This is a genomic window from Muriicola sp. (assembly GCF_049669965.1).
Classification (GTDB): domain Bacteria; phylum Bacteroidota; class Bacteroidia; order Flavobacteriales; family Flavobacteriaceae; genus Muriicola.
In genome coordinates, this window is the sequence record NZ_JBATLB010000111.1 from 1 (window position 1) to 23,225 (window position 23,225).

The 23,225-nt window shown below is 42.0% G+C and carries 20 protein-coding genes; 10 read left to right on the plus strand and 10 right to left on the minus strand.

Features of this window, described 5'->3' with window-relative positions:
- From WBM49_RS05940 to WBM49_RS05955, 4 genes are all read right to left on the minus strand, one after another.
- The coding region (locus tag WBM49_RS05940; protein ID WP_424371141.1) for a carboxypeptidase-like regulatory domain-containing protein at positions 1-1,478 on the minus strand (1,478 nt) is incomplete at its 3' end.
- A 236-nt stretch (positions 1,479-1,714) separates the two neighbouring features.
- Positions 1,715-3,562 (minus strand): glutamine--fructose-6-phosphate transaminase (isomerizing), encoded by a 1,848-nt coding sequence (gene glmS / locus WBM49_RS05945; protein ID WP_424371142.1) that lies wholly within the window; start codon positions 3,560-3,562, stop codon positions 1,715-1,717.
- Between the two features lie 115 nt (positions 3,563-3,677).
- Positions 3,678-5,504 (minus strand): DUF4270 family protein, encoded by a 1,827-nt coding sequence (locus WBM49_RS05950; protein WP_424371143.1) that lies wholly within the window; start codon positions 5,502-5,504, stop codon positions 3,678-3,680.
- A gap of 5 nt (positions 5,505-5,509) precedes the next feature.
- Entirely contained in the window at positions 5,510-6,319 is an 810-nt protein-coding gene (locus tag WBM49_RS05955; protein WP_424371144.1) for a glycogen/starch synthase, read from the minus strand.
- A 103-nt stretch (positions 6,320-6,422) separates the two neighbouring features.
- On the opposite strand from WBM49_RS05955, the gene panC reads away from it, so the two are divergent.
- From panC to WBM49_RS05985, 6 genes are all read left to right on the plus strand, one after another.
- On the plus strand, positions 6,423-7,271 hold the full coding sequence (gene panC, locus WBM49_RS05960; protein WP_424371145.1) for a pantoate--beta-alanine ligase: 849 nt from the start codon (positions 6,423-6,425) through the stop codon (positions 7,269-7,271).
- Positions 7,272-7,284: 13 nt separating this feature from the next.
- On the plus strand, positions 7,285-7,635 hold the full coding sequence (gene panD, locus WBM49_RS05965; RefSeq protein WP_424371146.1) for an aspartate 1-decarboxylase: 351 nt from the start codon (positions 7,285-7,287) through the stop codon (positions 7,633-7,635).
- Positions 7,636-7,638: 3 nt separating this feature from the next.
- Positions 7,639-8,604, plus strand: a complete 966-nt coding sequence (locus WBM49_RS05970) for a lysylphosphatidylglycerol synthase transmembrane domain-containing protein (protein WP_424371147.1) — start codon at positions 7,639-7,641, stop codon at positions 8,602-8,604.
- 27 nt (positions 8,605-8,631) lie between these two features.
- Positions 8,632-9,777, plus strand: coding sequence for an alpha/beta hydrolase (locus tag WBM49_RS05975; RefSeq protein ID WP_424371148.1), 1,146 nt, complete (start codon positions 8,632-8,634; stop codon positions 9,775-9,777).
- 99 nt (positions 9,778-9,876) lie between these two features.
- Entirely contained in the window at positions 9,877-11,238 is a 1,362-nt protein-coding gene (radA, locus tag WBM49_RS05980) for a DNA repair protein RadA (protein ID WP_424371149.1), read from the plus strand.
- Positions 11,239-11,286: 48 nt separating this feature from the next.
- Positions 11,287-12,339 (plus strand): proline iminopeptidase-family hydrolase, encoded by a 1,053-nt coding sequence (locus tag WBM49_RS05985; RefSeq protein ID WP_424371150.1) that lies wholly within the window; start codon positions 11,287-11,289, stop codon positions 12,337-12,339.
- Here WBM49_RS05985 and WBM49_RS05990 read toward each other — a convergent pair whose 3' ends face one another.
- On the minus strand, positions 12,340-13,380 hold the full coding sequence (locus WBM49_RS05990; RefSeq protein ID WP_424371151.1) for an NADP(H)-dependent aldo-keto reductase: 1,041 nt from the start codon (positions 13,378-13,380) through the stop codon (positions 12,340-12,342).
- Positions 13,381-13,430: 50 nt separating this feature from the next.
- A complete protein-coding gene (locus tag WBM49_RS05995; protein WP_424371152.1) occupies positions 13,431-14,204 on the minus strand; it encodes an exodeoxyribonuclease III in 774 nt (257 codons plus the stop codon).
- Between the two features lie 154 nt (positions 14,205-14,358).
- On the opposite strand from WBM49_RS05995, the gene WBM49_RS06000 reads away from it, so the two are divergent.
- The gene (locus tag WBM49_RS06000; protein WP_424371153.1) at positions 14,359-14,910 is read left to right on the plus strand and encodes a DUF3575 domain-containing protein; all 552 of its coding nucleotides are present in this window, start codon (positions 14,359-14,361) and stop codon (positions 14,908-14,910) included.
- A 30-nt stretch (positions 14,911-14,940) separates the two neighbouring features.
- Positions 14,941-17,022, plus strand: coding sequence for a TonB-dependent receptor family protein (locus tag WBM49_RS06005; protein WP_424371154.1), 2,082 nt, complete (start codon positions 14,941-14,943; stop codon positions 17,020-17,022).
- Here the strand turns inward: WBM49_RS06005 and WBM49_RS06010 are convergent.
- Together WBM49_RS06010 and WBM49_RS06015 are read right to left on the minus strand one after the other, a co-directional pair.
- Entirely contained in the window at positions 17,019-18,569 is a 1,551-nt protein-coding gene (locus tag WBM49_RS06010) for a glycine--tRNA ligase (RefSeq protein WP_424371155.1), read from the minus strand. The two genes, WBM49_RS06005 and WBM49_RS06010, sit on opposite strands and share 4 nt — an antisense overlap.
- 37 nt (positions 18,570-18,606) lie before the next feature.
- Positions 18,607-19,503, minus strand: a complete 897-nt coding sequence (locus tag WBM49_RS06015) for a hypothetical protein (RefSeq protein WP_424371156.1) — start codon at positions 19,501-19,503, stop codon at positions 18,607-18,609.
- 43 nt (positions 19,504-19,546) lie between these two features.
- Between WBM49_RS06015 and WBM49_RS06020 the strand changes: the two genes are divergently transcribed.
- Together WBM49_RS06020 and WBM49_RS06025 are read left to right on the plus strand one after the other, a co-directional pair.
- Positions 19,547-20,251: a ComF family protein gene (locus WBM49_RS06020; RefSeq protein WP_424371157.1), complete on the plus strand. Its 705-nt coding sequence runs from the start codon at positions 19,547-19,549 to the stop codon at positions 20,249-20,251.
- Positions 20,252-20,300: 49 nt separating this feature from the next.
- Positions 20,301-21,920, plus strand: a complete 1,620-nt coding sequence (locus WBM49_RS06025; RefSeq protein ID WP_424371158.1) for an Ig-like domain-containing protein — start codon at positions 20,301-20,303, stop codon at positions 21,918-21,920.
- Here WBM49_RS06025 and WBM49_RS06030 read toward each other — a convergent pair.
- Positions 21,907-22,680: a nitrilase family protein gene (locus WBM49_RS06030; RefSeq protein ID WP_424371159.1), complete on the minus strand. Its 774-nt coding sequence runs from the start codon at positions 22,678-22,680 to the stop codon at positions 21,907-21,909. The genes WBM49_RS06025 and WBM49_RS06030 overlap by 14 nt on opposite strands.
- A 12-nt stretch (positions 22,681-22,692) precedes the next feature.
- On the minus strand, positions 22,693-23,166 hold the full coding sequence (locus tag WBM49_RS06035; protein ID WP_424371160.1) for an ankyrin repeat domain-containing protein: 474 nt from the start codon (positions 23,164-23,166) through the stop codon (positions 22,693-22,695).
- Positions 23,167-23,225 lie beyond the last annotated feature (59 nt).

Below are 23,225 nucleotides of genomic sequence, written 5' to 3' on the forward strand. Positions count from 1 at the left end.
GCACTTTGATATTGGGGTGTCCCTGGTAAAAATCGGCCTGTATCTGCTACTTGCCTGGCAACGGCATGAGCTGTTGCATCATCTGCGAGTACGCCAGACCCTATGCCTAAACGGGCTCCTATATAGGTTTGGGCATATTCCTGAAACCATTGCTGATCTCCTTTCCAACGACGATTGATGTTCAATGCAGTAAAACGGGTGTCATACGAATCTCCCGAGTTCTCGGAGGTAATATACCCTCTTAAGAAGAAATTCTTATTTCTAAATTCCAATTTATGTTGTTGCAGGATAAAATTCTTGATGGCGTACCTGCTGGCACCCTGGTAAATGGTATTTCCACGTCCTACCCTGCCATTATAGATGATCTCAAAATCATCTGCAAAAGGCCTGTAATAGACTGAAAAGTCGGTTTTAACACTTTCGGCACCATAATTGGCCAGGTCTATCTCATCATACCCAGTTCTGGATACTCTAGCGGATCCAAGGGTGCCAGATGGCAATCCTGCTAATTGATCAAAAGGTAGTAAAACAGTGAAGTCATCCCCATACACATTGAGGCCGTTATATGCAGGGTTGGTCCTGTCTGCTCCAGGATTAAAAATGTCATCCGTTCTATTCGCATGCCAGTCTTCTCCTTTTAAAAAGGAGAAATTGGCTTTTACCGCTAACTTATCGCTGAAGGCGTGGGCAGCGCGTATACCAAAATCGTAATAGTTATTATCCCCGGCTGCTTCCTGGGAAGTGATCCCGGTTTTAAAATAGGCGCTGATCCCCTGAAAATCGAAGGGGCTTTTACTCCTCATAAAGAGGATACCGTTAAAGGCGCCGGCTCCATAAAGTGCCGAAGAGGCACCAGGTAATATTTCAACACTCTGTACTTCCAGTTCGGACATCCCCACCAGGTTTCCCAAAACGAAGTTAAGTCCGGGAGCCGAGTTGTCCATGCCGTCTACCAATTGCAGGAAACGAGTATTGGCAAAAGTTGCAAACCCCCTGGTATTGATAGATTGGAAAGTTAAACTGTTGGTATTGATATCTACTCCCTTTAAATTTTGTAAACCGCCATAAAAGGATTCTGCGGCCGTATTCTTAATCTCTTTAAGACCGAAACGTTCCACGGATACCGGAGATTCGAATAATCGTTCCGGGGTCCTGGAGGCCGAGACCACTATCTCATCGAGTAAAGTGGAGGATTCCTGCAGAATGATGGCCAGGGTTTGATTGTTACTGGTCACCTGGGCGGTCACTTCAGAATATCCAATACTTGAGATACGAAGGGTAAAGGGCGGAGTCTGTGATGTTGCCAACACAAAATTTCCATCAAAATCTGTCACTGTCCCGGTAGTGGTACCTATTATAATAATGTTAGCACCCGGAACCGGATCGCCAGCAGCATCTTTAACCGTTCCCTGAATTGTCGTTTGTGCATTAATGCCTATCCCCGCAAGAAGGAAGCATAAAAAGAGTAGTGTTCTCATTCGTCTTAGTTCTTAATTTATGAAGGCAATTTAGCGATTTTTTTACACGGTGGAATAGGAATTCAAAAAAAAGCTGTAGTTAGAAATAACATATTGCAAATAAGGAAGCTCTCTAATTGCGAAATTCTCAGAAAATACAGTTGTATAAATGCCGCAAAGGGGAGGCGTAAGTAAGCCAAAAGAAGGTTCGCCTAAACCATTTTGACTGTCTAATAGTAAGAAATGTAGGGTTATGCCTATTCTACGGTAACCGACTTGGCCAAATTACGTGGCTGATCTACATTACACCCTCTCATTACTGCAATATGATACGAAAGTAATTGCAGCGGAATAGTAGTAAGCAGTGGCGTAAGGCTTTCAAAGGTCTCCGGTACTTCAATGACATGGTCTGCCAATTCCCGTACCTGTGTATCTCCTTCGGTGACAATGGCGATGATCTTTCCTTTTCTGGATTTGATCTCCTGAATGTTGCTAACCACTTTTTCGTAATGACCTTTATTGGTAGCGATCACTATCACCGGCATTTGTTCATCGATCAGGGCAATAGGGCCGTGTTTCATTTCTGCAGCCGGATAACCTTCTGCGTGTATATAGCTTATTTCCTTAAGTTTTAGAGCACCTTCGAGTGCCACAGGGAAATTATAACCCCGCCCTAGATAGAGACAATTCTCAGAATCTTTATAAACATCTGCTATGATCTCAACCAATGGATTAGCTTCCAATGCTTTTTCAACCTTTTTTGGGATGTTTTCCAGTTCGGCCAGCATTTCATGGTATTTAGATCCGGATAATTCCCCTTTTTCCTTAGCCAGTTTTAAAGCGATTAGGGTAAGAATGGTAATTTGAGTAGTAAATGCCTTGGTAGAGGCTACTCCGATTTCCGGTCCGGCATGGGTATAGGCACCCGCATGCGTTTCACGAGCAATAGTAGATCCTACTACGTTACAAACTCCAAAAACAAAAGCACCATTTTCTTTGGCTAGTTTTATGGCAGCAAGGGTGTCTGCTGTTTCTCCTGATTGAGAGATAGCAATAACCACGTCATTTTTGGTAATTACCGGATTCCTGTATCTGAATTCTGATGCATACTCTACCTCTACTGGGATGCGTGCGAGGTCTTCAAAGATATATTCGGCCACAAGACCTGCATGCCATGAAGTACCGCAAGCCACAATAATTATTCTATTGGCGTTGAGAAATTTCTCCAAATTATCATCTATCCCGGACATTTTAATGATCCCCTGGTCTACCAGCAATCTTCCTCTGTAGGTATCTTTAATGGCTCTGGGTTGTTCGTAGATCTCTTTTAACATAAAGTGATCATAGCCTCCTTTTTCGATTTCTTCCAGATTTAATTGAAGTTCCTGGATCATAGGATAGGCAACGGCATCGTCCTTAATCTTGCGAAGTTTAATCTCTTTTCCCGGGCGTATGATCGCCATTTCTTCATCTTCCAGATAGACGGCATTATTCGTAAATTCTATAAAGGGGGAAGCATCGGAAGCTATAAAGAATTCCTTATCCCCAATACCAATGGCAAGTGGACTTCCCAACTTGGCTACTACTATCTCGTCTGGTTTTTGTTTGTCGAAAACTGCAATGGCATACGCCCCAACTACCTGATTAAGTGCGATCTGAACGGCTTTTCCCAGTTTTACTTTTTCTTTTGTCTTAACTTCTTCTATTAAATTGACCAGGACCTCGGTATCTGTATCAGATTCAAAGACATAGCCCCTTTTTTTCAATTCGGTTTTTATGGCCTCATAATTCTCTATGATCCCATTGTGGATAATAACAAGGTTTCCGGAATTTGAGTAGTGGGGGTGTGAGTTTACATCATTGGGGACACCATGGGTTGCCCATCTTGTATGTCCCATTCCCAGGGTACCGCTAATGGAAATATCCTTTTGGGACTTATTTCTAAGGTCCTCTACCTTGCCTTTTGTTTTGGATAGATTAATCTGATTTCCATCATACAAGGCGATCCCGGCACTATCGTACCCTCGGTACTCCAGTCGTTGTAATCCCTTCATAATGATGGGATAAGCTTCCCTGTAACCAATATACCCTACAATACCACACATAGAAATTTGAAATTAAGAGATTCTATTTACCGTAAATTTACAAGAAGTAACTTATATTAAAACGTATTCCGGTTAAATAACGTCTATTATCCACAAGTGGTATGACACGCCCTATTTAGTTTGCTTCGGTGTAAAATATTTCTAGTTTGAGCTTCTTCTCCTCCGGCACTCCGGCTGCGCTTCCGAATAGTACAGTACTCAATGGCGTTAGATTGGCGGCTACCGGCAAATCCTGTTCTGTATTATCGCTTAGCAATGCTCTTGAAACGCCCGTTATTCTTATGTCTGGAGATACAATAAGACCTAAAGTGGCATTGGAAGAATCTCTGAGGATAAGGTTATTGATGTGATCCGTAATACGTATGGTATATTTTATCCCTTGATTGTTCTCCTCTTCCAGGAGGGCGTCATAATCCAAATAGATACCAAAACGAGAATCTGCCACCGAGAAATCATTCCCAGCATTATAAACAGGATTATTATTCTCTGTATTATACATATACAAACGAACGGGCTCTATAACACCACCAACGGCATCTAGTGCATCTCTATCCACATAAAAAACAAGATTGGCTTCATTGATGATCCAATTCTGCGATTTTATAGTATTAAGGATAGTTTCACCATTATTGGCATCAAAAAGTTTGATCTCTGTATAGGTTCCAGGACCCCCTTTAAGATAGATCCTTGAAGCATTGGTGCCTGTATTGAGATTATCTGCTATTTCCGGAGGGTAGGTCTCTGTAAGAATTGTATTTACAGCGTTTCCTTGTATTGGAGCATTGCCGAGCCCCGTTATAAAGCTCAGGATATAATCCCTTTCAGCTGTTTCCACCTCCGAATCTACCACCCTGTCATATTGATAGGTAATCGTGATGTTAGCATTACGAAGGTCTAGCAACAACATAATATCATCTGTGATGGGAGTAACAGAAAGATGTAACCCGCGTAAAAATTCCTTAAAATTTGAATTGCTGATCAGCTCGGACTGACCTTCCTTATCTAAAAAATTAGTTTGAAAAAATGCTGCGTCCAAAGCAACCCGAATTCCCGGTTCAATAACCTGGGGCGCTTGCAATGACTCATCGTCTTCGGTATCAGGATCGTCTTCAACAAAAACAAGTGTTTGTTCATCCGATATTTGAACAGGACCCTCAAAAAGTACATCAGAAACAAAAGAAGGGGCAAATTCTTGTGATGAAAAATATTCCTGCGATTCCAGAAAATTGGAATTCGGATCAAGATCGCGCAGGAAGAAAGTAGAGCGTTCTACCTTAAAGTTAAAAGGCGCCTCACGATTCCCATAAATACTGTCTAATTGTCTCCTGACTGGGAATCTGTTTGCCAGGGTACTGGTGTCTTCAGCATCTAAAATTCCATCCCCATCTGTATCCTCGTTAAGGGGATCAGAGCCGGCCTGGCGTTCCTCGTTGTCTGTAAGTCCATCGCCATCACTATCACTGTTGGGATCTTGCGGATCAAGATCAAATTCGTTGGCTACCCCGTCCAGGTCCGTATCAGAATTATTATTCCTTATATAAGGAATATATAATATCACCTCAGAGATCGTTTCGTTCTCCTCAATTGTTGCTTCAATATCATCCGTTCCTGACACATCCTCCGTACTTTGAGCATAATTCCCAAAGGATGGATTTCCCACACCTCCAGCTAAAGAAAGCTGAGAAGTAATACTGGCAGTTGTTCTTCCAAAAATAGGGTCATTATAAACCCCTATCTGGTAAACAGGAAGTTTGTTGGTCTGTACCGCTTCTATTTTTTTGTTGAAAGCAAAGACATCATAAACAGCTTTGTCCGAACTAAAAGGATTTTCGTCTATGACACCATTCCCTATGGTAGTGACTTCTTCATCACACGATGAAGACACAAGTAGTAAAAACGTTCCTAAAATTACAGGAACAATACCTCTGGATAAAAATTGCATGGAGCTTAATTTAAAACTTCAGTGTTATAAAAATTAGCATACGCTTCTTCAAATTCTTGAAGTGGAACGTAGGGCAACACAGGTTTTTGAAGGTTATTGATGTGTGAAAGCAATTCTTCCGGTATGCCTTCAGCAGCTAAAATTACAGCATCCGCGTAATTCACCCCTATTTTTAACAAATTATTATAGGTAGGATCCTTTAGCAAGCTAACCGCCTCCTCGGGCACGCCATCAAAGGTCACCTTTTTTATAAGGTCCTTATCTAAGCTACCCTCAAAGCTTTTTCCATAAACCGATAGTACAATCTTACTATCCGCGAACAGGGGTTCGTCCGCGTATAAATTCTTTAAATAAAGAGGAAGTAAAGAGGCCAACCAACCGTGAACATGGATTATGTCTGGATTCCAATTTAGTTTTTTAACTGTTTCTACCACTCCTTTTGCAAAAAAAATTGCCCGTTCATCATTATCGGCGAACATGGCTCCATTCTCGTCTGTAAAAGTTGCTTTTCTCTTGAAATACTCATCATTGTCTATAAAATAGACCTGAATTCTTTCCTTCGGGATAGATGCCACCTTAATTATCAGGGGCATGTCCATATCGTTGATCACCAGGTTCATGCCAGACAATCTGATCACTTCATGTAATTGATGTCTCCGCTCATTAATGTTTCCATACCGAGGCATAAAAATACGAATTTGACCTCCGTTGCTATTCACCATTCTGGGTGCTTCGTAAGACATTAGGGAAACTTCATTCTCGGGTAGGTAGGGCACTAATTCTGAAGATACAAACAATATCTTTTTACCATTCATACAGGTCGTCTTTTATTTATCGCAGAAACGTAGGTGCAAAATTACAAAAATTATGCAGATTAGCCGTAATTATAGTAAGTTTGCTCGCTTTTTAAATTTTTGTATGAAGCCAATTTTTGACAAGAAAGGATTACATTCTTTTTTGAGTTCTGATAAAGGTAAGCCTGGAACACTGGGTTTAGTACCAACCATGGGTGCCTTACACCAAGGCCATCTTAGTCTGGTTCAGCAGGCGCTATCAGAGAACTCAAAAGTGGTTGTCAGTATTTTTGTCAATCCCACCCAATTTAATAACCCGGAAGATCTCGAAAAATATCCCAAGACCTTAGAAGCAGATCTGGCTTTGCTAAAAAGTGTGAGTGAAGAGATCATCGTCTTTGCCCCATCTGTATCCGAATTGTATTCTTTGGACATCTCTTCAAAGAGTTATTCCTTCAACGGGTTGGATAAAGTAATGGAAGGGGCCTTTAGAGAAGGGCATTTTAATGGGGTAGCCACCATTGTAGAAATTCTGCTTACCCTTGTCAGGCCAGATAAGGCCTATTTTGGAGAAAAGGACTTTCAGCAACTTCAGATCGTAAGAAAACTAGCCGATAAGCTCCATTTCCCTGTAGATATAGTGGGATGTCCTATTGTACGGGAACCTAACGGATTAGCAATGAGTTCCCGCAATCAACTCTTGTCTGAGTCCATACGGCAAAGAGCAGGGATCATATACAAGACCCTGCATGCTGCAAAGTGTATGTTTGGCACGGAAAATGCGACAAAGATCATAGAGTACGTAAAGGGTGCGTTTCACAAGGAGCCGGATATCGAATTAGAATATTTTCAGATCGCTGATACAGAAACGCTTACTCCTTTAAAGAGAAAACAAGAAAATTTGAAATACAGAGGCTTTATTGCCGTTTACGCTGAGGGCGTTCGCCTCATTGACAATATCGCTTTGAATTGATTACTTTTGCACCATGAAAATTGAAGTTGTAAAATCGAAGATACACCGGGTTAAAGTTACCGGAGCCGACCTTAATTATATAGGAAGTATAACCATTGATGAAGATCTTATGGATGCGGCCAATATCATAAGAGGTGAAAAGGTTCAGATCGTGAACAATAACAATGGGGAAAGGTTGGAAACCTACGCTATACCCGGTCCTAGAAATACAGGAGAACTAACGCTCAACGGCGCCGCTGCAAGAAAAGTGGCCGTAGGTGATATTCTTATCCTGATCACCTATGCCTGGATGGAACTGGAAGAAGCTAAAGTTTTTGAACCAGCCATGATTTTTCCCAATGAAGAGAACAATCTTTTAACCTAACCTTTGAGCACTCGCTTAAAAAAACTTTTAAAAATCATCATCCCCATCTTGCTTGGGGTTTTTTTGGTTTGGTATTCTTATTATAGCACTACTCCCGAGAATAGAAAGGAGATCTTTAAATATATTAAAGAAGCAGATCTTTTTTGGGTTGGCATCTCCGTTCTGATAGGCATTTTAAGCCATATTTCGAGGGCCGTGCGATGGAATTTCCTTCTGGAACCCATGGGGTACAAACCAAAGGTCCGCAATAATATCATGTTTATTTTAATGGCCTATTTTGCCAACCTGGGCATCCCAAGGTCTGGAGAGGTCTTGCGGGCCACGGCTTTGGCTACCTATGAAAATGTACCTTTTCAAAAAGGTTTTGGCACCATCGTTACGGAAAGAGTAATCGATCTGTTGATGCTGTTGATCATAATTTTTATTGCCTTGGTATCCCAAACTGATATAATTATGGGATACTTGAAAGCCAATGGAATTGGGCTAACGGCGACAATCTTTCTGGTGGCTTCGGGTGTATTGTTCCTTTTCCTCTTTCTGGCTTTCTTACGCAGGTCTACCAGCAGACTAGCCATAAAACTTAAAGATCTTGTCAAAGGCCTGCTAGATGGTCTTCTGAGTATCTTCAAAATGAAAAAGAAATGGGCATTCCTTTTCCATACCTTGTTTATCTGGGGGAGCTATATTGCCATGTTTTGGGTCATTAAATTTACCGTTGTGGAGACCATATCCTTATCTCTCTCAGAACTGTTGGTGGGCTTTATCGCCGGTGCTTTTGCCATGTCTACCACCAATGGGGGAATAGGGCTCTATCCTATTGCCGTAAGCAAATCGCTCGCCATCTTTGGTATAAGTGCCGTCTCCGGGGACGCATTCGGATGGATCATGTGGATCTCACAAACACTTATGGTGGTGGTCTTTGGTGCAATATCTTTTCTACTCTTACCGTTATTGAACAGGAACCGTTAGGCTTCCCTAATCAATAAAACAAACCTAATGAGAATTGTCTTATCTCTGGCCCTTGTGGTATTCCTCACTCAGGCCTCCTTGGCACAAGTTACCCATGAAATCTTCGAATCCTTTAAATTACAGGAAAGGCGAAATGTTTCCTACTATTTTCCGGAAGACTATTCTCCTGAGAAAAAATACCCCTTAGTAGTAGTATTAGACGCGGAATACCTCTTTGATCAGGTGGTCGCAAATGCCAAATTCTACAGCAGGTTTGAAGGCATGCCTGAGGTAATTGTAGTGGGTGTTGAACAAAGTAAAGACGATCTTCGGTGGGAAGATTGTGCCTTTGACGAAGTTTCTGGTTTACCCTCTGATAAGGGGAAGCAATTCTATGAATTTTTAGGGATGGAAATAATCCCTTACCTAGATCTGAACTACAGTACAGCCCCATTCAGAATGTTCATTGGTTATGATATCACCGCAAATTTTGGCAATTATTACCTTTTTAAGGATCGTTCCTTTTTCAGTGCCTTCATAAGTATTTCCCCAAGATTGGCTCCTGAAATGGAAACCAGGGTACCTGAAAGAATTTTAGCCATAGATCAGCAGATCTTTTATCATCTTATTTCAGAAGGGGGTAACAGCACTTCAAATTCTGTGGTGAAACTATTAGATCAGAACCTTAAGAGTATAGATAAACCAACCCTGCACTATTCGTATGATGAATATCCCGATGCAAATGAGGTATCTATAGCAACCTATGGTCTTGGAAAAGCATGGGAACAAATGTTTGAGGTCTTTAAACCTATTAGCCCTAAAGAGTACAAAGAAAAAATTCTTACCTCGGAAGAGCCGGTTTTTAAGTATCTAGAAGACAAGTATGCCATGATAGAAGAACTTTTTGGATTCCAAAAACAAGTGAGTCTTAATGATATTATGGCCATTTATGCTGCCAGTAAAAAGAAAGATGACTTTGAAGCCTTAAAGCCTTTGTCCGATCTCTGTAAGAAGCAATATCCTGACACGATGATGGGATTCTACTTTGAAGGGGAATACTACGAAGAATTAGGTGAGGCAAAAAAGGCCCTGCGCACTTTTGAAAAGGCCTTTGGGATGCAAGAGATCGATTTTCTGACCAAGGAATTAGCCTTGGAAAAGATAGATGCCCTTAAGGCCGATTTCGGATTCTAGCCTACAGAAAAATTAATTTAAAATAGCGTACGCCTTGCTTATTAATAGCAGGGCGTTTCTTTTGTTTTTAATTGGAACCACAATATCTTTAGCCAGATCATGGCTAAAACTAAAACCGCCTTCTTTTGTCAGAACTGTGGCACCCAATATGCCAAATGGGCAGGGCAATGCAGTGCCTGTAAGGAATGGAATACTATTGTAGAAGAGCTTATCCAAAAAGAGGATTCCTCTGTCTGGAAAACAAAGGTGAACGGTAGCAGCAAGGCAGCTGTTCCCTTATCTATTTCAGAGATAAGTACGGACAAGGAAGAGCGCTGGGACGTAAAAGATCAGGAATTTAATCGTGTTTTAGGAGGGGGTTTAGTGCCCGGGTCCCTTGTTCTACTGGGGGGAGAACCCGGAATAGGCAAGAGTACGCTCCTATTGCAGATCGCACTTAAACTGCCTTATAAAACCCTTTATGTTTCAGGGGAAGAAAGTTTAAAACAAATAAAGATGCGTGCGGACCGACTTTATCCCGGCACAAATACCTGTTATATCTTAACCGAAACCAAGACGCAAAAGATCTTTCAACAGATAGCAAGTCTTCAGCCAGATATCCTGGTCATAGATTCTATCCAGACACTGCACTCAGATTATATCGAATCTTCCCCGGGGAGTATCTCTCAGATCAGGGAATGTACCGCAGAACTCATCAAATTCGCAAAAGAGACCAATACCCCTGTCATCCTGGTTGGGCACATTACCAAAGACGGCTCTATAGCGGGGCCAAAGATCCTGGAACATATGGTAGATACGGTCCTGCAATTTGAAGGTGACCGCAATTATATGTATCGCATTCTAAGATCTTTGAAAAATAGATTCGGATCTACGGCCGAATTAGGAATTTACGAAATGCAGGGTGATGGACTCCGGGAAGTGAGCAATCCGTCGGAGATCCTGATCTCTAAAAATGAAGATCATCTCAGCGGTACGGCCATAGTAGCTACCCTGGAAGGAATGCGGCCTTTGTTAATTGAGATACAAGCCCTTGTAAGTACCGCAGTGTATGGCACACCTCAGCGGACCACCACAGGTTTCAACAGCAAACGACTCAACATGCTCCTGGCCGTTTTAGAGAAACGCGCCGGTTTTAAATTAGGGGCAAAGGATGTATTTCTGAACATCACCGGCGGGATTACCGTGGATGATCCTGCTATTGATCTTGGTGTAGTGGCCGCCGTACTTTCGAGCAACGAAGATATTGCTGTAGAAAAAGGGATCTGTTTTGCGGCCGAAATTGGTCTGGCTGGCGAAGTTAGACCTGTTCGCCGGGTAGATCAACGTATCCTGGAAGCAGAGAAACTGGGCTTTACCAGTATTTTTGTTTCCAAGAATAACAAAATTGGAATTAAGAATCCCTCCATCACCATTATTAAGGTCTCCCGAATTGAGGAAGTAGTCAATAAGTTGTTCGGTTAGTACTCCAAATTATACTATTTTTAAGTACATACTAAAATGATATACTCAATGAAAAATGTCTTTGTCCTTCTGATCTTTTCAATGTTGCTGATAAGTTGCAAACAATCTATGGAAACTCCTTCAACCAGCAACACAGATACAAAACCGGACTATTTAAGTTTTGAAGGAAGAGACGATCAATTTACCGGTGGAATCAAGATGATCCCCATCACCACCCCAAAAGGAACGTTTAAGGTATGGACCAAAAGAGTGGGGAACAATCCCACTAAAAAAGTATTGCTTCTTCATGGCGGACCGGGCATGACCCATGAATTATACAGCTGTTTTGACGGGTATTTCCCTCAAGAAAGCATAGAATATATATATTATGATCAATTGGGTTCTTATTACAGTGACCAACCAGACGACTTGGATCTGTGGACCAAAGAACGCTTTGTGGAAGAGGTAGAACAGCTGCGCCTGGCGCTGGGTCTTGATGCTTCCAACTTCTATCTTTTGGGTCAGTCATGGGGTGGGATGCTTGCCATGGAATATGCCTTAAAGTACCAGGATAACCTAAAAGGTCTGGTCATATCAAATATGATGAGCAGCATACCGGAGTACAACCAATACGCCCAGGAAGTTTTAGGCCCTCAGATGGATCCTGCTATCTACAAGGAAATAAAGGCCATGGAAGATGCCGGAGATTTTGAAAATCCAAAATACGGGGAGTTACTCTTTCAATATTACTATACGGAACATGTTCTCCGGATGCCACCAGATGAGTGGCCGGAGGCAGTTATGCGCAGTTTAACACATGCCAATAATCAGGTCTATGTTCATATGCAGGGATACAGTGAATTTGGTGTAACCGGAAACGCTACCCTTAAGGATTGGGATGTTAAGAACAGACTAAATGAAATAAAGGTGCCAACCCTGGTGATTGGCGCCCAATACGACACCATGGATCCGGCACATATGGAGTGGATGTCCAAAGAAGTACAGCATGGACGTTATCTCTATTGTCCTAATGGAAGTCATTTATCACAATACGACGACCAGAAGAACTATATGAATGGGGTCATTCAATTCATTAATGACGTAGATCAAAAGAAATTTTAATCAGGGGGCAGGGTTTGGGATCGCCTGGTGAATAGCCTCAATCTCTTTGAGCAGTTCTTCGCTTAAGTTAAGATCTACACTGCCAATATTCTCCTTTAATTGCTCCATGGAAGTAGCCCCGATGATCGTACTCGTTAAAAAAGGCCTGGAAGTGACAAATGCCAAGGCCATCTGGGTGAGAGAAACTCCGTGCTTGTCTGCCAGCTCTTGATATTTTTGTGTGGCATTTAGGGCATTTTCATTGCTGTAGCGGCCATAGGCCGGAAAGAGTGTCAACCGTGCATTAGCGGGCTTTGCACCCCCAAGATATTTTCCGCTCAATACACCAAAACCCAGGGGCGAATACGCCAGCAGGCCCAGTTTCTCCCTGATGGAGATCTCTGAAAGCCCCACTTCAAAGAGTCTGTTTAACAAACTATAAGGATTTTGAATGGTGATCATTCTGGGCAGGGTTTCATGTACCTTACTTTCTTCCAAAAAACGCATGGCACCCCAGGGGGTTTCATTGGAAAGTCCAACATGACCTATTTTGCCCTCTTTGATAAGCTCCCTGAGTGTTTCCAATACCTGATGAATATTGTCTTGCCAGAAATCTGAAAGATCATGGGTATATCCACGTTGCCCAAAATAATTGGTAGATCGTTCCGGCCAATGTAATTGATACAGGTCTATGTGATCTGTCTGAAGACGTTCCAGGCTACCGTTCACTGCCTCTATGAGCGACTCTTTTTTAAATCCTGTGGTGCGAATAAACTTTGTAAACTCTGCTTTTCCGGCGATCTTAGATGCCAGGACTATATCATCGCGTTTTCCGGACCTTTTAAACCAACTGCCAATGATCTTCTCGGTGTGGGCATAGCGGTCCGGATGCGCAGGGATTGGATAGAGTTCTGCGGTGTCAAAAAAGTTGATTCCTTTCTCTACGGCATAGTCCATTTGTTCATGTCCTTCGGCTTCCGTATTCTGACGTCCCCAGGTCATGGTTCCTAAACAAATCTTACTTACTTCAAGGCTGGTATGGGGCAGGGTGTTGTAGATCATTTTGTATACTTACTTTTAATGGGCGCAAAAGTACTCATAGATTATGTAAATCAAAACTGCGGTTGCTCCAATTCCACCAAAATGGGACAATGATCGCTGTGTTTGGCTTTAGACAGGATCACCGATCTTTTGAGCCGATCTTCCAACGGTTTGCTTACCATTCCATAATCCAGGCGCCAGCCTTTATTGTTGTTACGTGCATTGGCCCGGTAACTCCACCAGGTATATTGGTGGGGCTCTTGGTTAAAATGACGAAAACTATCAATAAAACCGCTTTCAAGAAAGTTCCCTATCCACTCGCGTTCAACGGGTAGAAAACCAGAAACATTCTTATTCCTTACAGGATCGTGTATATCGATAGCCGTATGACAAATATTATAATCCCCGCAAATAACCAACCTGGGATAGCTTTCTTTTAGTGCATTGACATAGGTCTGAAAGTCGGCCATATACTGAAGCTTATGGTCCAATCTTGCGAGGTTGGTCCCGGACGGAAGATACAGGCTCATCACAGAGGTATCCCCAAAATCGGCTCGCAGATTTCTTCCTTCCCGGTCCATATAGTCTATTCCGGTCCCGAATTCTACATGGTCTGGTGCTGTTTTAGACAGGATGGCCACCCCGCTATAGCCTTTTTTCTCTGCACTAAACCAATTGTGATACTGATAGCCTGCCTTTTCGAAGAGCGAAAGGTCTAACTGTTCTTCCATGGCTTTGATCTCCTGCAGGCAAACCACATCAGGGTCTACACTTTGCAGCCATTGCAGAAATCCCTTGCTTACTGCCGCTCTAATTCCATTTACATTGTAGGAAACAATCTTCATCTATGTCATTTTTGATCGAAAATAAAGAATGTTTGGGTCAGAAGAAAACCTTTACACATTATGTTCTGTATGATCTCAGTTAATAAAAAGGTTTCTTTCTTTAGCAACTAGTTGTTTTTTTGATGTTATCTTTCGGGCTTCCAAATAGAAAAAAATGAATAGACTATTTGTCCTATGCCTTCTGCTAATTTTGTACGGAAATACTTTATTTTCTCAGGATACCATCCTAGATGACAAAGACAGAGATGAACTGAAGATCAATGCATTTAATTTAATTGCATTTAAATATATAGATGTTGCCTATGAACACATTCTTCATGAAGAAGCTTCCTTTGGAATTTCGTTTTTGATTAATGCAGGGAATGATGACGATATTTTTGACTACTATAGACAATATTCCATTACGCCTTTTTATAGACGATATTTTTCAAAGGGTTTTGCCAGCGGGTTCTTTGTGGAAGGATTTGGGATGTTGAATTCGGGAGAAGAAGATTTTTTTGATTTCAACGAAATCACTCAGGAAACAGTTAGAACTGGTGAAACATATACAGATTTTGCCTTAGGAATCAGTGTAGGCGGGAAATTTATCTCAAAAAAGGGATTTATTGCTGAAGTTTATGGTGGTTTAGGCCGAAATTTCTTCAGTACGGACTTTTCCCCAGAAGTAGTGGGCAGAGGGGGTGTTTCCCTGGGTTTTAGGTTTTAATCCTTACTTTTGACGTCTTTAATTTAAGGCATGAGAAGAACTTTTGTAAGCTGTTATCTCTTGTTAAGCACCCTTATAGCGCTTGGCCAGACACCTGCCACCCAAGACAGTGTTACGGTTTTAAAAGAAGTTCTTCTGCTCGAAGAATTACGTGAAAAACAAACCACCGGTATTGTTCCCTCACAGATCATTGGAGAGAAGATCTTTGATAACTTCAGTCCCATAGATGCTGTATCCGCCATCAATCAAATTCCGGGTGTTTACGTGCTGTCTGGGGCTTTAAATACCAATAGAATAACCATTAGGGGTATTGGGGCACGGACCCTTTTCGGGACGGATAAACTTCGTATGTATTACAATGAGATCCCAGTGACCAACGGAAGCGGTTTTTCTACTCTTGAAGCTTATGACCTGGAAAATCTTAGTCAGGTGGAAGTTGTAAAAGGTCCAAAAGCAACGGCATTTGGCACCAATCTGGGAGGTGCGATTTTACTTAGCACTAAAGAAGCTCTGGGAAATAGCAGCACTTTTTCGAACAATACGACCATTGGTTCATATGGACTATTTAAAAATAATTTATCCGTAAGACATGCAGATAAGGGATTATCTGTAGCCCTGAACTACGATTATCTGGATACGGATGGGTATAGGGAAAACAACAGTTTTCAAAGAGATGGATTGCTCTTAAATACCAACTATCGAATAGATTCAAAAAACAAGATCGGATTGCTGATCAACTATATAGACTACACCGCCCAGATTCCAAGCTCGCTGGGTATTACTGCATTTAATGAAGATCCAACACAGGCAGCATTTACCTGGGCTGCCTCCAAAGGATTTGAAGCCAATAAATACACTCTGGTAGGTATACATTATGAGCATAACTTTTCTCCCCGTCTAAAGAATATCAGTAGCGTATTCTACACCTATCTGGACCACTATGAAGCCCGTCCTTTTGGCATCCTGGATGAATTTACCAACGGATTTGGTTTTCGATCGCGCTTCATGGGTACTGCGCTATTGGGAGGCATGGAGACCGAATACTCATTTGGAGCCGAATTGTACAAGGATGAATACAATTGGGAAGAATATGCGAACCTATATGCCGATAACAATGGGGAAGGAAGTCTGCAGGGAGATCTGTTTGCGGACAATAAAGAATTTCGCACTCAGCTTAATACTTTTGGCTCCTTTACTGCAGACTTATCCGAAAAACTACGCCTGCAGCTTGGATTAAATGTGAATAACACACAGTTCGATTTCAGGGATCTGTACAATACAGGAGACAGTAATCAGAGTGCAGACAGAAAATTCAGGACCATAGCCCTGCCAAGCGTTACCCTCAACTACCATTTTACAAACTATCAATCCGTATATGCCAATGTGAGCAGGGGGTTTTCCAACCCAACGGTAGAAGAAACCTTAACTCCGGCCGGGGTTATAAATCCGGATATTGCTCAGGAGACAGGAACAAACTATGAGGTTGGCTCCCAGCTATTTCTTTTGAAGAATAAGCTCCACCTCTTGCTTACGCTGTATCAAATGGATGTTAGGAATCTATTAGTGGCCGAACGGATTGGCGATGATCAATTTGTTGGAAGAAATGCAGGAAGGACAAAACATCAAGGTCTGGAGGTCGCGATCAATTATCGTTGGGATCTCACCTCTATGATGCGTATCACTCCCTTTGTAAACTACACCTATAACCGGCATAGTTTTGTTGATTTTGTGAATGGGGACGATGATTTTTCAGGAAATCCCCTCACGGGTGTGCCCAAACACAGAATAAACAGTGGGCTGCAAATAGCATTCAAAGACAGACTGTTTTGGAACACCACCCATCAATATGTTAGCAGTATTCCCCTAACAGATTCCAATAGTCTGAGTAGCGATCCATTCCATGTCTTTAACACAAAATGGCGCTATGAACAAAAACTTAGTTCAGTATTTAGTCTGGGGGTCTCATTGGGCATCAATAATCTGTTCAATGTTCGCTATGCCCAATCGGTTTTAATAAATACACAGGCTTTTGGCGGGGCAGAACCTCGCTATTACTATCCCGGCAACAACAGGAATTTTTATACAGGAATCAGACTAAGGTATACTCTTTAGTCTTCTGCGATCTTCTGCAGCCAATAGCGCATTCCTACTTCTTTTTCTATGATAGACGCAATGTCTTTAATGGCGATCCTCTTTTGATCCATAGTATCCCTATGGCGAAGCGTTACGGTCTCATCTTCTAATGTCTGGTGGTCTACGGTAATGCAGAATGGTGTCCCGGCCGCATCTTGTCTTCTGTATCTGCGTCCTACAGCATCTTTCTCGTCGTAGATCACACTGAAATCGAGGCGCAGATCTGCAATGATCTTATGTGCTATCTCGGGCAGTCCGTCTTTCTTAACCAGAGGCAATACTGCCGCTTTTGTAGGGGCCAGTACAGCAGGGATCTTAAGAACGGTGCGTGTTGACCCATTCTCCAGCTCTTCTTCTACCAGCGCATTGGAAAGAACCGCCAGGAACATACGATCTAGACCAATAGAGGTTTCAACTACATAAGGAACATAGCTTTCTTCCAGTTCCGGATCGAAGTACTGAAGTTTTTTTCCTGAGAACTTTTCATGGCTCCCAAGGTCAAAATCTGTGCGCGAATGTATCCCTTCTAACTCCTTAAATCCAAAGGGGAATTTAAACTCAATGTCTGCAGCTGCATCCGCATAATGGGCCAATTTCTCGTGGTCATGGAAACGGTAATTCTCTTCGCCCATTCCCAGGGAAAGATGCCATTTCATTCTGGTTTTTTTCCAGGTCTCATACCATTCCTTTTGAGTGCCGGGCCTAATAAAGAACTGCATTTCCATCTGTTCAAATTCGCGCATGCGGAAAATGAATTGACGGGCAACGATCTCGTTCCTGAATGCCTTGCCTATTTGTGCAATCCCGAAAGGGATCTTTAAACGACCTGATTTCTGTACATTGAGGAAGTTCACAAAAATACCCTGGGCAGTTTCCGGACGCAGGTATAGATCCATCGCAGAATCTGCCGAGGCTCCCAATTTTGTCCCAAACATTAAATTGAACTGTTTTACATCGGTCCAATTCTTAGATCCGGAAAGCGGGCAAACAATATCTAGTTCAACAATGAGGTTTTTTACATCTTCCAGGTCTTCTTTTTCCAAAGATCTGGCAAGTCGTTTTAGGATGATCTGTGATCTTTCCTGGTATTCTACCACGCGTGCGTTGGTGGCCAGGAACTGTTCTTTGTCGAAAGCTTCCCCAAAACGCTTTGCAGCCTTGCTTACTTCTTTGTCAATCTTAGCCTCTATTTTGGCTACATGGTCCTCTACCAGAACATCTGCGCGATATCTCTTTTTAGAGTCTTTGTTGTCTATAAGGGGGTCGTTAAAGGCATCTACATGGCCGGAGGCTTTCCATATAGTAGGATGCATAAAAATGGCAGCGTCTATGCCCACAATGTTCTCATTCATCTGAACCATTGCCTGCCACCAGTATTCGCGTATATTCTTTTTTAATTCCGCACCATTCTGTAAGTAGTCGTATACAGCACTCAGGCCGTCGTAGATCTCACTCGATTGCACGACGTATCCATACTCCTTTGCATGGGAAATAACTTTTCTGAAAATGTCTTCTTGGTTTGCCATTTGGCAAAAATAGAACTTTAGGGAAAGACTCTAATGATTATTTTAACTGAAATTCTGTGGTTGTCAGTAATTTTTCGTCCTCAAATACATTTAGGGTATAGGTGCCTTCCAGCAGGGATCCTTCGGGAACCGTAATAAAATCACAGACGCTCATTTCTTCTCCTTTGAAAATCAATGTAACTCTTTTGCTATAGATGTTTCCATTAACAGAGATCACATTGGCGTTGTCTTCAATGATTCCCATATTGGGTCCAAGAAACTGAAAATACAAGACTTTTTCCTGAATAGTCGCATTTGGATCTGCCTGAACGGTGATACAGCCACGTAACTTTTCTATCGTAGAGGCCTTATTGGTTTTAATGGGTTTACCACTGCGCATTCTGAATCCGCTTCCCTCAGAGTTTACGAGGGCGAGATAGCTCTTTAATTTAAGTTCCTTGCTGAGTTCCTGGTTCTTTCTTCGCAATAGGGCCTCTGCCTGGGCAAGTGAATTGCTTTGACCTCTAAGTTCCTCCAACATATTATTGGTCTCATCATACTTGTCTGCAAGTAACCTATTGTTATAACGCAATAGATTATTATTCAGCTTAATACTATCGTATTTGGCCTCAAGGGTCCTGAGTTCACTTTTAAACTCGTTTAGTTTGTCTATGGTAAATGTTAGTCGGCCCACAGAATCCAATAATTGCTGCACCCGGAATTTAGAATCCTGAAGTTCAATCTCATTGACCTCATTGAGGGCAGATAGCCTATCTACCTCTGTTTTCATAAGGGTTAGATCTCGAACAAGTAGTCCTTTTTCGCCTTCCAGATATTGGATCTGGGTTTGAGATTGGGCATAACTGTAATAAAAGGCGATAAGAACACCAATAATTACTGCCACCAAAGCCGCCAGGATGATTTTATAATTGAATTTAGTATCTTGAATATCCATTCAATAAGGGCTATGTTCTAAGTAGGTTTTAAAGCGTTAAGATTTGATTTTACTCAAGCTACCAAATATAATAAATGATCTCAACACGGTTCTCTTACCCCGCCTGTGTTTTGGATGTAATGCACGATTATATCGGGGAGAGCAGACATTGTGTACGTCTTGTCGAGACCAAATACCACTTACCGAGTTCAATTTTGAAGAAGAAAACAGTTTAGATCACACTTTTTATGGGCGTGTGGACATTAAAAAAGCTTCCAGCTTTCTATTTTATCACGATATAGGCATTGTAAAGAACCTTATTCACTACTTAAAATACAAGAATCAACCACAAATAGGAATTTTCCTGGGCGATTGGTATGGATCCATCCTTAAAAAGGATAGGGGTCTTCCGCAAATAGATCTGGTTTTGCCGGTACCTATGCATCCAAAAAAACTTAAAAAGAGGGGGTATAACCAGGTTGAAGGTTTTGCAAAAAGATTGGCACATCATCTGAATGCCACTTTTGCCGATGACATCCTGATGAAAACTACACACACTCAGACTCAAACGCAAAAATCAAGGATCTTCCGTTGGCAACATCAGGCCCCTTCCTTTGTTAAATCAGGGGTAGGTAATATTGCAAATAAAAAAATATTACTTGTAGACGATGTGATCACTACCGGTGCTACACTTGAGGCCTGTGCAAAGGCCCTTGCCGAGGAACGCAATGTTACCCTCTATATAGCGACTATGGCCATGGTCCCTTAATTTTAGAAATCTACAAATTAGTTGTTTCTTTGCTTAAACTATGGGTTGCATGGCTATTACAAAGCGTTTTATTGCCGGGTTGTTTCTGCTATTTATGGCCTTGGCACTGCATCAGTGTGCTAGGCGAGGGAGCCCTACCGGAGGGCCAAAAGACACCCAAGCCCCTGTTTTGATCAAAGCCGAACCCGAGAATCTCACCATCAATTTTAAGTCGAACAAAATCCGACTCTATTTTGACGAGTACATTAAACTACAGGACGTACAAAATCAGCTCATCGTCTCCCCCCCTTTTCTGTATCCCCCGGATATCAGTCCACAGGGCGGGGCCAGTAAGTATGTAGAATTGACTATTAAGGATACCTTACGGGAGAACACTACCTATACTTTAAATTTTGGACAAAGTATTGTAGACAATAATGAGAACAACCCCAGTTCCTATCTCACCTACGTCTTTTCTACCGGGGATTATATAGATTCCCTGGCCTTATTAGGAGTTGTAAAAGATGCTTTTAGCAAAGAGACCGATGAATTTATTAGTGTAATGCTCTATGAAATAGACACAGCTTATACAGATAGTATTATCAATAAGAAACCACCAAATTACATTACCAATACTCAGGATAGTACCACTATATTCAGGCTTCAAAACCTAAAGGCCGGGAAGTATCGGTTAATAGCCGTTAAAGATGAGGGGAAGAACAATCTGTACGATGCGGTCACAGACAAGATAGGGTTTGTAGAGGATACCATCACATTACCATCGGACTCTATTTACTTATTGAATCTCTTTAGAGAAGTTCCCAAATATGGCCCCTCTACACCCAAATTCAGTGCCGCAAACAAGATCATATTTGGATATAATGGCTATAATGAACAACTGCAGATAAACCCTATAACCCCCATCCCTGATTCTATTCGCACGTATGTCGCCAAAGAACCCGGAAAGGACACATTAAATTATTGGTTTACCCCATTTGAAGTAGACTCGTTGATCTTTGAAGTACTGAATGAACGCATCCAAAAACGCGATACATTTACGGTTAAAACGCGCAAGCTACCTTCAGATTCATTAGTTCTGTCCCCCAAATACCGAGGAACTATTGGCTTTCTTGATACCATGGCCATTGGTGCCAACATTCCCATTCTCCAGATAGATACAAGCAGGGCTTCCCTGACAAATAAGGATACTATTCCCCAGGCTTTGAAAATACAACTGGATACGCTGGGCAACAGTATGGTATTTGATTTTGACAAAGAACCCAATGAGACCTATTCGCTTTCCATTCTCCCGGGTGCCTTAACCGAGCTTTTTGGGGCTACCAATGATACGCTGTTATACAAATTAAAAACTGGGAGTTATGCAGATTATGGAAACCTGCGAATACGATTGGAAGGCGCCGTTACCTATCCTATTATCCTGCAGCTTATAGAACCGAAAGGCAAGATGGTACGCTCCATTATTTCTGAAGAAGATATGCTGTATGAGTTTAACTTATTGGAGCCAAAAAAATACCTGCTACGGGTTATTTTCGACGCTAATGCCAACCAGCGATGGGATACTGGGAACTTCCTCGAAAAAATTCAACCGGAAAAGATCGTGTATTTCCCTTCGGAAATTGAAGTAAGGGCCAATTGGGAACTAGAGCAGGTCTTCCCTATTGAAGAGTAAACGCATCCCTGTCTTCCAGGAATCTGAGTTTTGTCCTTGTCTCCGTTAAATGATCTTTATGAATGATTACAGAAAGTACCTCATCTTTTGTTGAAAATACCAATTGATTTCCAAGAGTGTCATAACAAGCAGAGTGTCCACAATACTCATTGTGGTTGTGATCTTTTCCAATTCTGTTCACCCCAATGCAATAGGCCATATTCTCAATTGCTCTTGCCTTTAAAAGGGTGTCCCAGGCCGAAATTCTGGGTTTGGGCCAGTTTGCCACATACAACAATAGATCATAATTGGCTGTATTTCTTGACCATACCGGAAAACGCAAATCGTAACAAATAAGAGGGCAGATCCTAAATCCTTTATATTCTACTATAAGATGCTCTTTTCCGGAGGCGTAGGTAAGATGCTCTCCTGCCAGGGTAAATGTATGGCGCTTATCATACGACTGATAGTTCCCATTGGGCTCCACAAAGAAAAGTCGGTTGGTATACTGCCCGTTTTCATAAAAAGGAATACTCCCTACCACAGCGGCATTGGTAGTGTGAGCCTCGAACTTCATCCATTGCAGGGTTTTTATTCCTTGATTCTTGTCAATGGCTTCCGGGGTCATAGTAAAACCAGTTGTAAACATCTCCGGCAGTACGATAAGATCTACCCCATGTTCAAGGCTACGGATCTTGTCTGAGAACGAAGCCCTGTTCTTTTCTGGTTCATGCCAGAAAAGGCTGGTCTGAATAAAGGCTATGGAAAGTTGAAGATCCATTTTATACAATGCTTATTTCTGAGTTAAAATCTCTTCCAAATGACCGAATCCCTGCATTTTGGCATGATCTAAGGCAGTATTACCACGGGTATCTTTGATAGCTACATCGGCCCCATGTGAAATAAGTAAACGAGCTATATCGGGCTGGTTAAAGGTAACGGCAAAAATAAGGCAACTGGCTCCCATCGCGTTGGTGGTGTTTACATTGGCCCCTGCTTTCATTAGTTGAGCTGCCACGTCTACAAAACCCTTAAAGCACACGCCCATTAAAGCAGTGTTCCCTACGCTGTCTTTCTCATCTACCAAGGCTCCGTGCTCCAAAAGTAAGCCTACGATAGGGCCATGATTGTAATATGCTGCCAAAATTAGGGGGGTAGAGCCCCTCTGATCTCTGATATTGACCAGCGCGGGATTCTCTTGAAGGGCTCTATTAACTTGCGCTGCCTCTCCTTGTCTGATCGCGTTAAAAAAAGATTCATGTTCCATATGCCAAAATATATAAAAGACTCCTCATCTATTCAAATGTAGGGTATAATTTTATACCG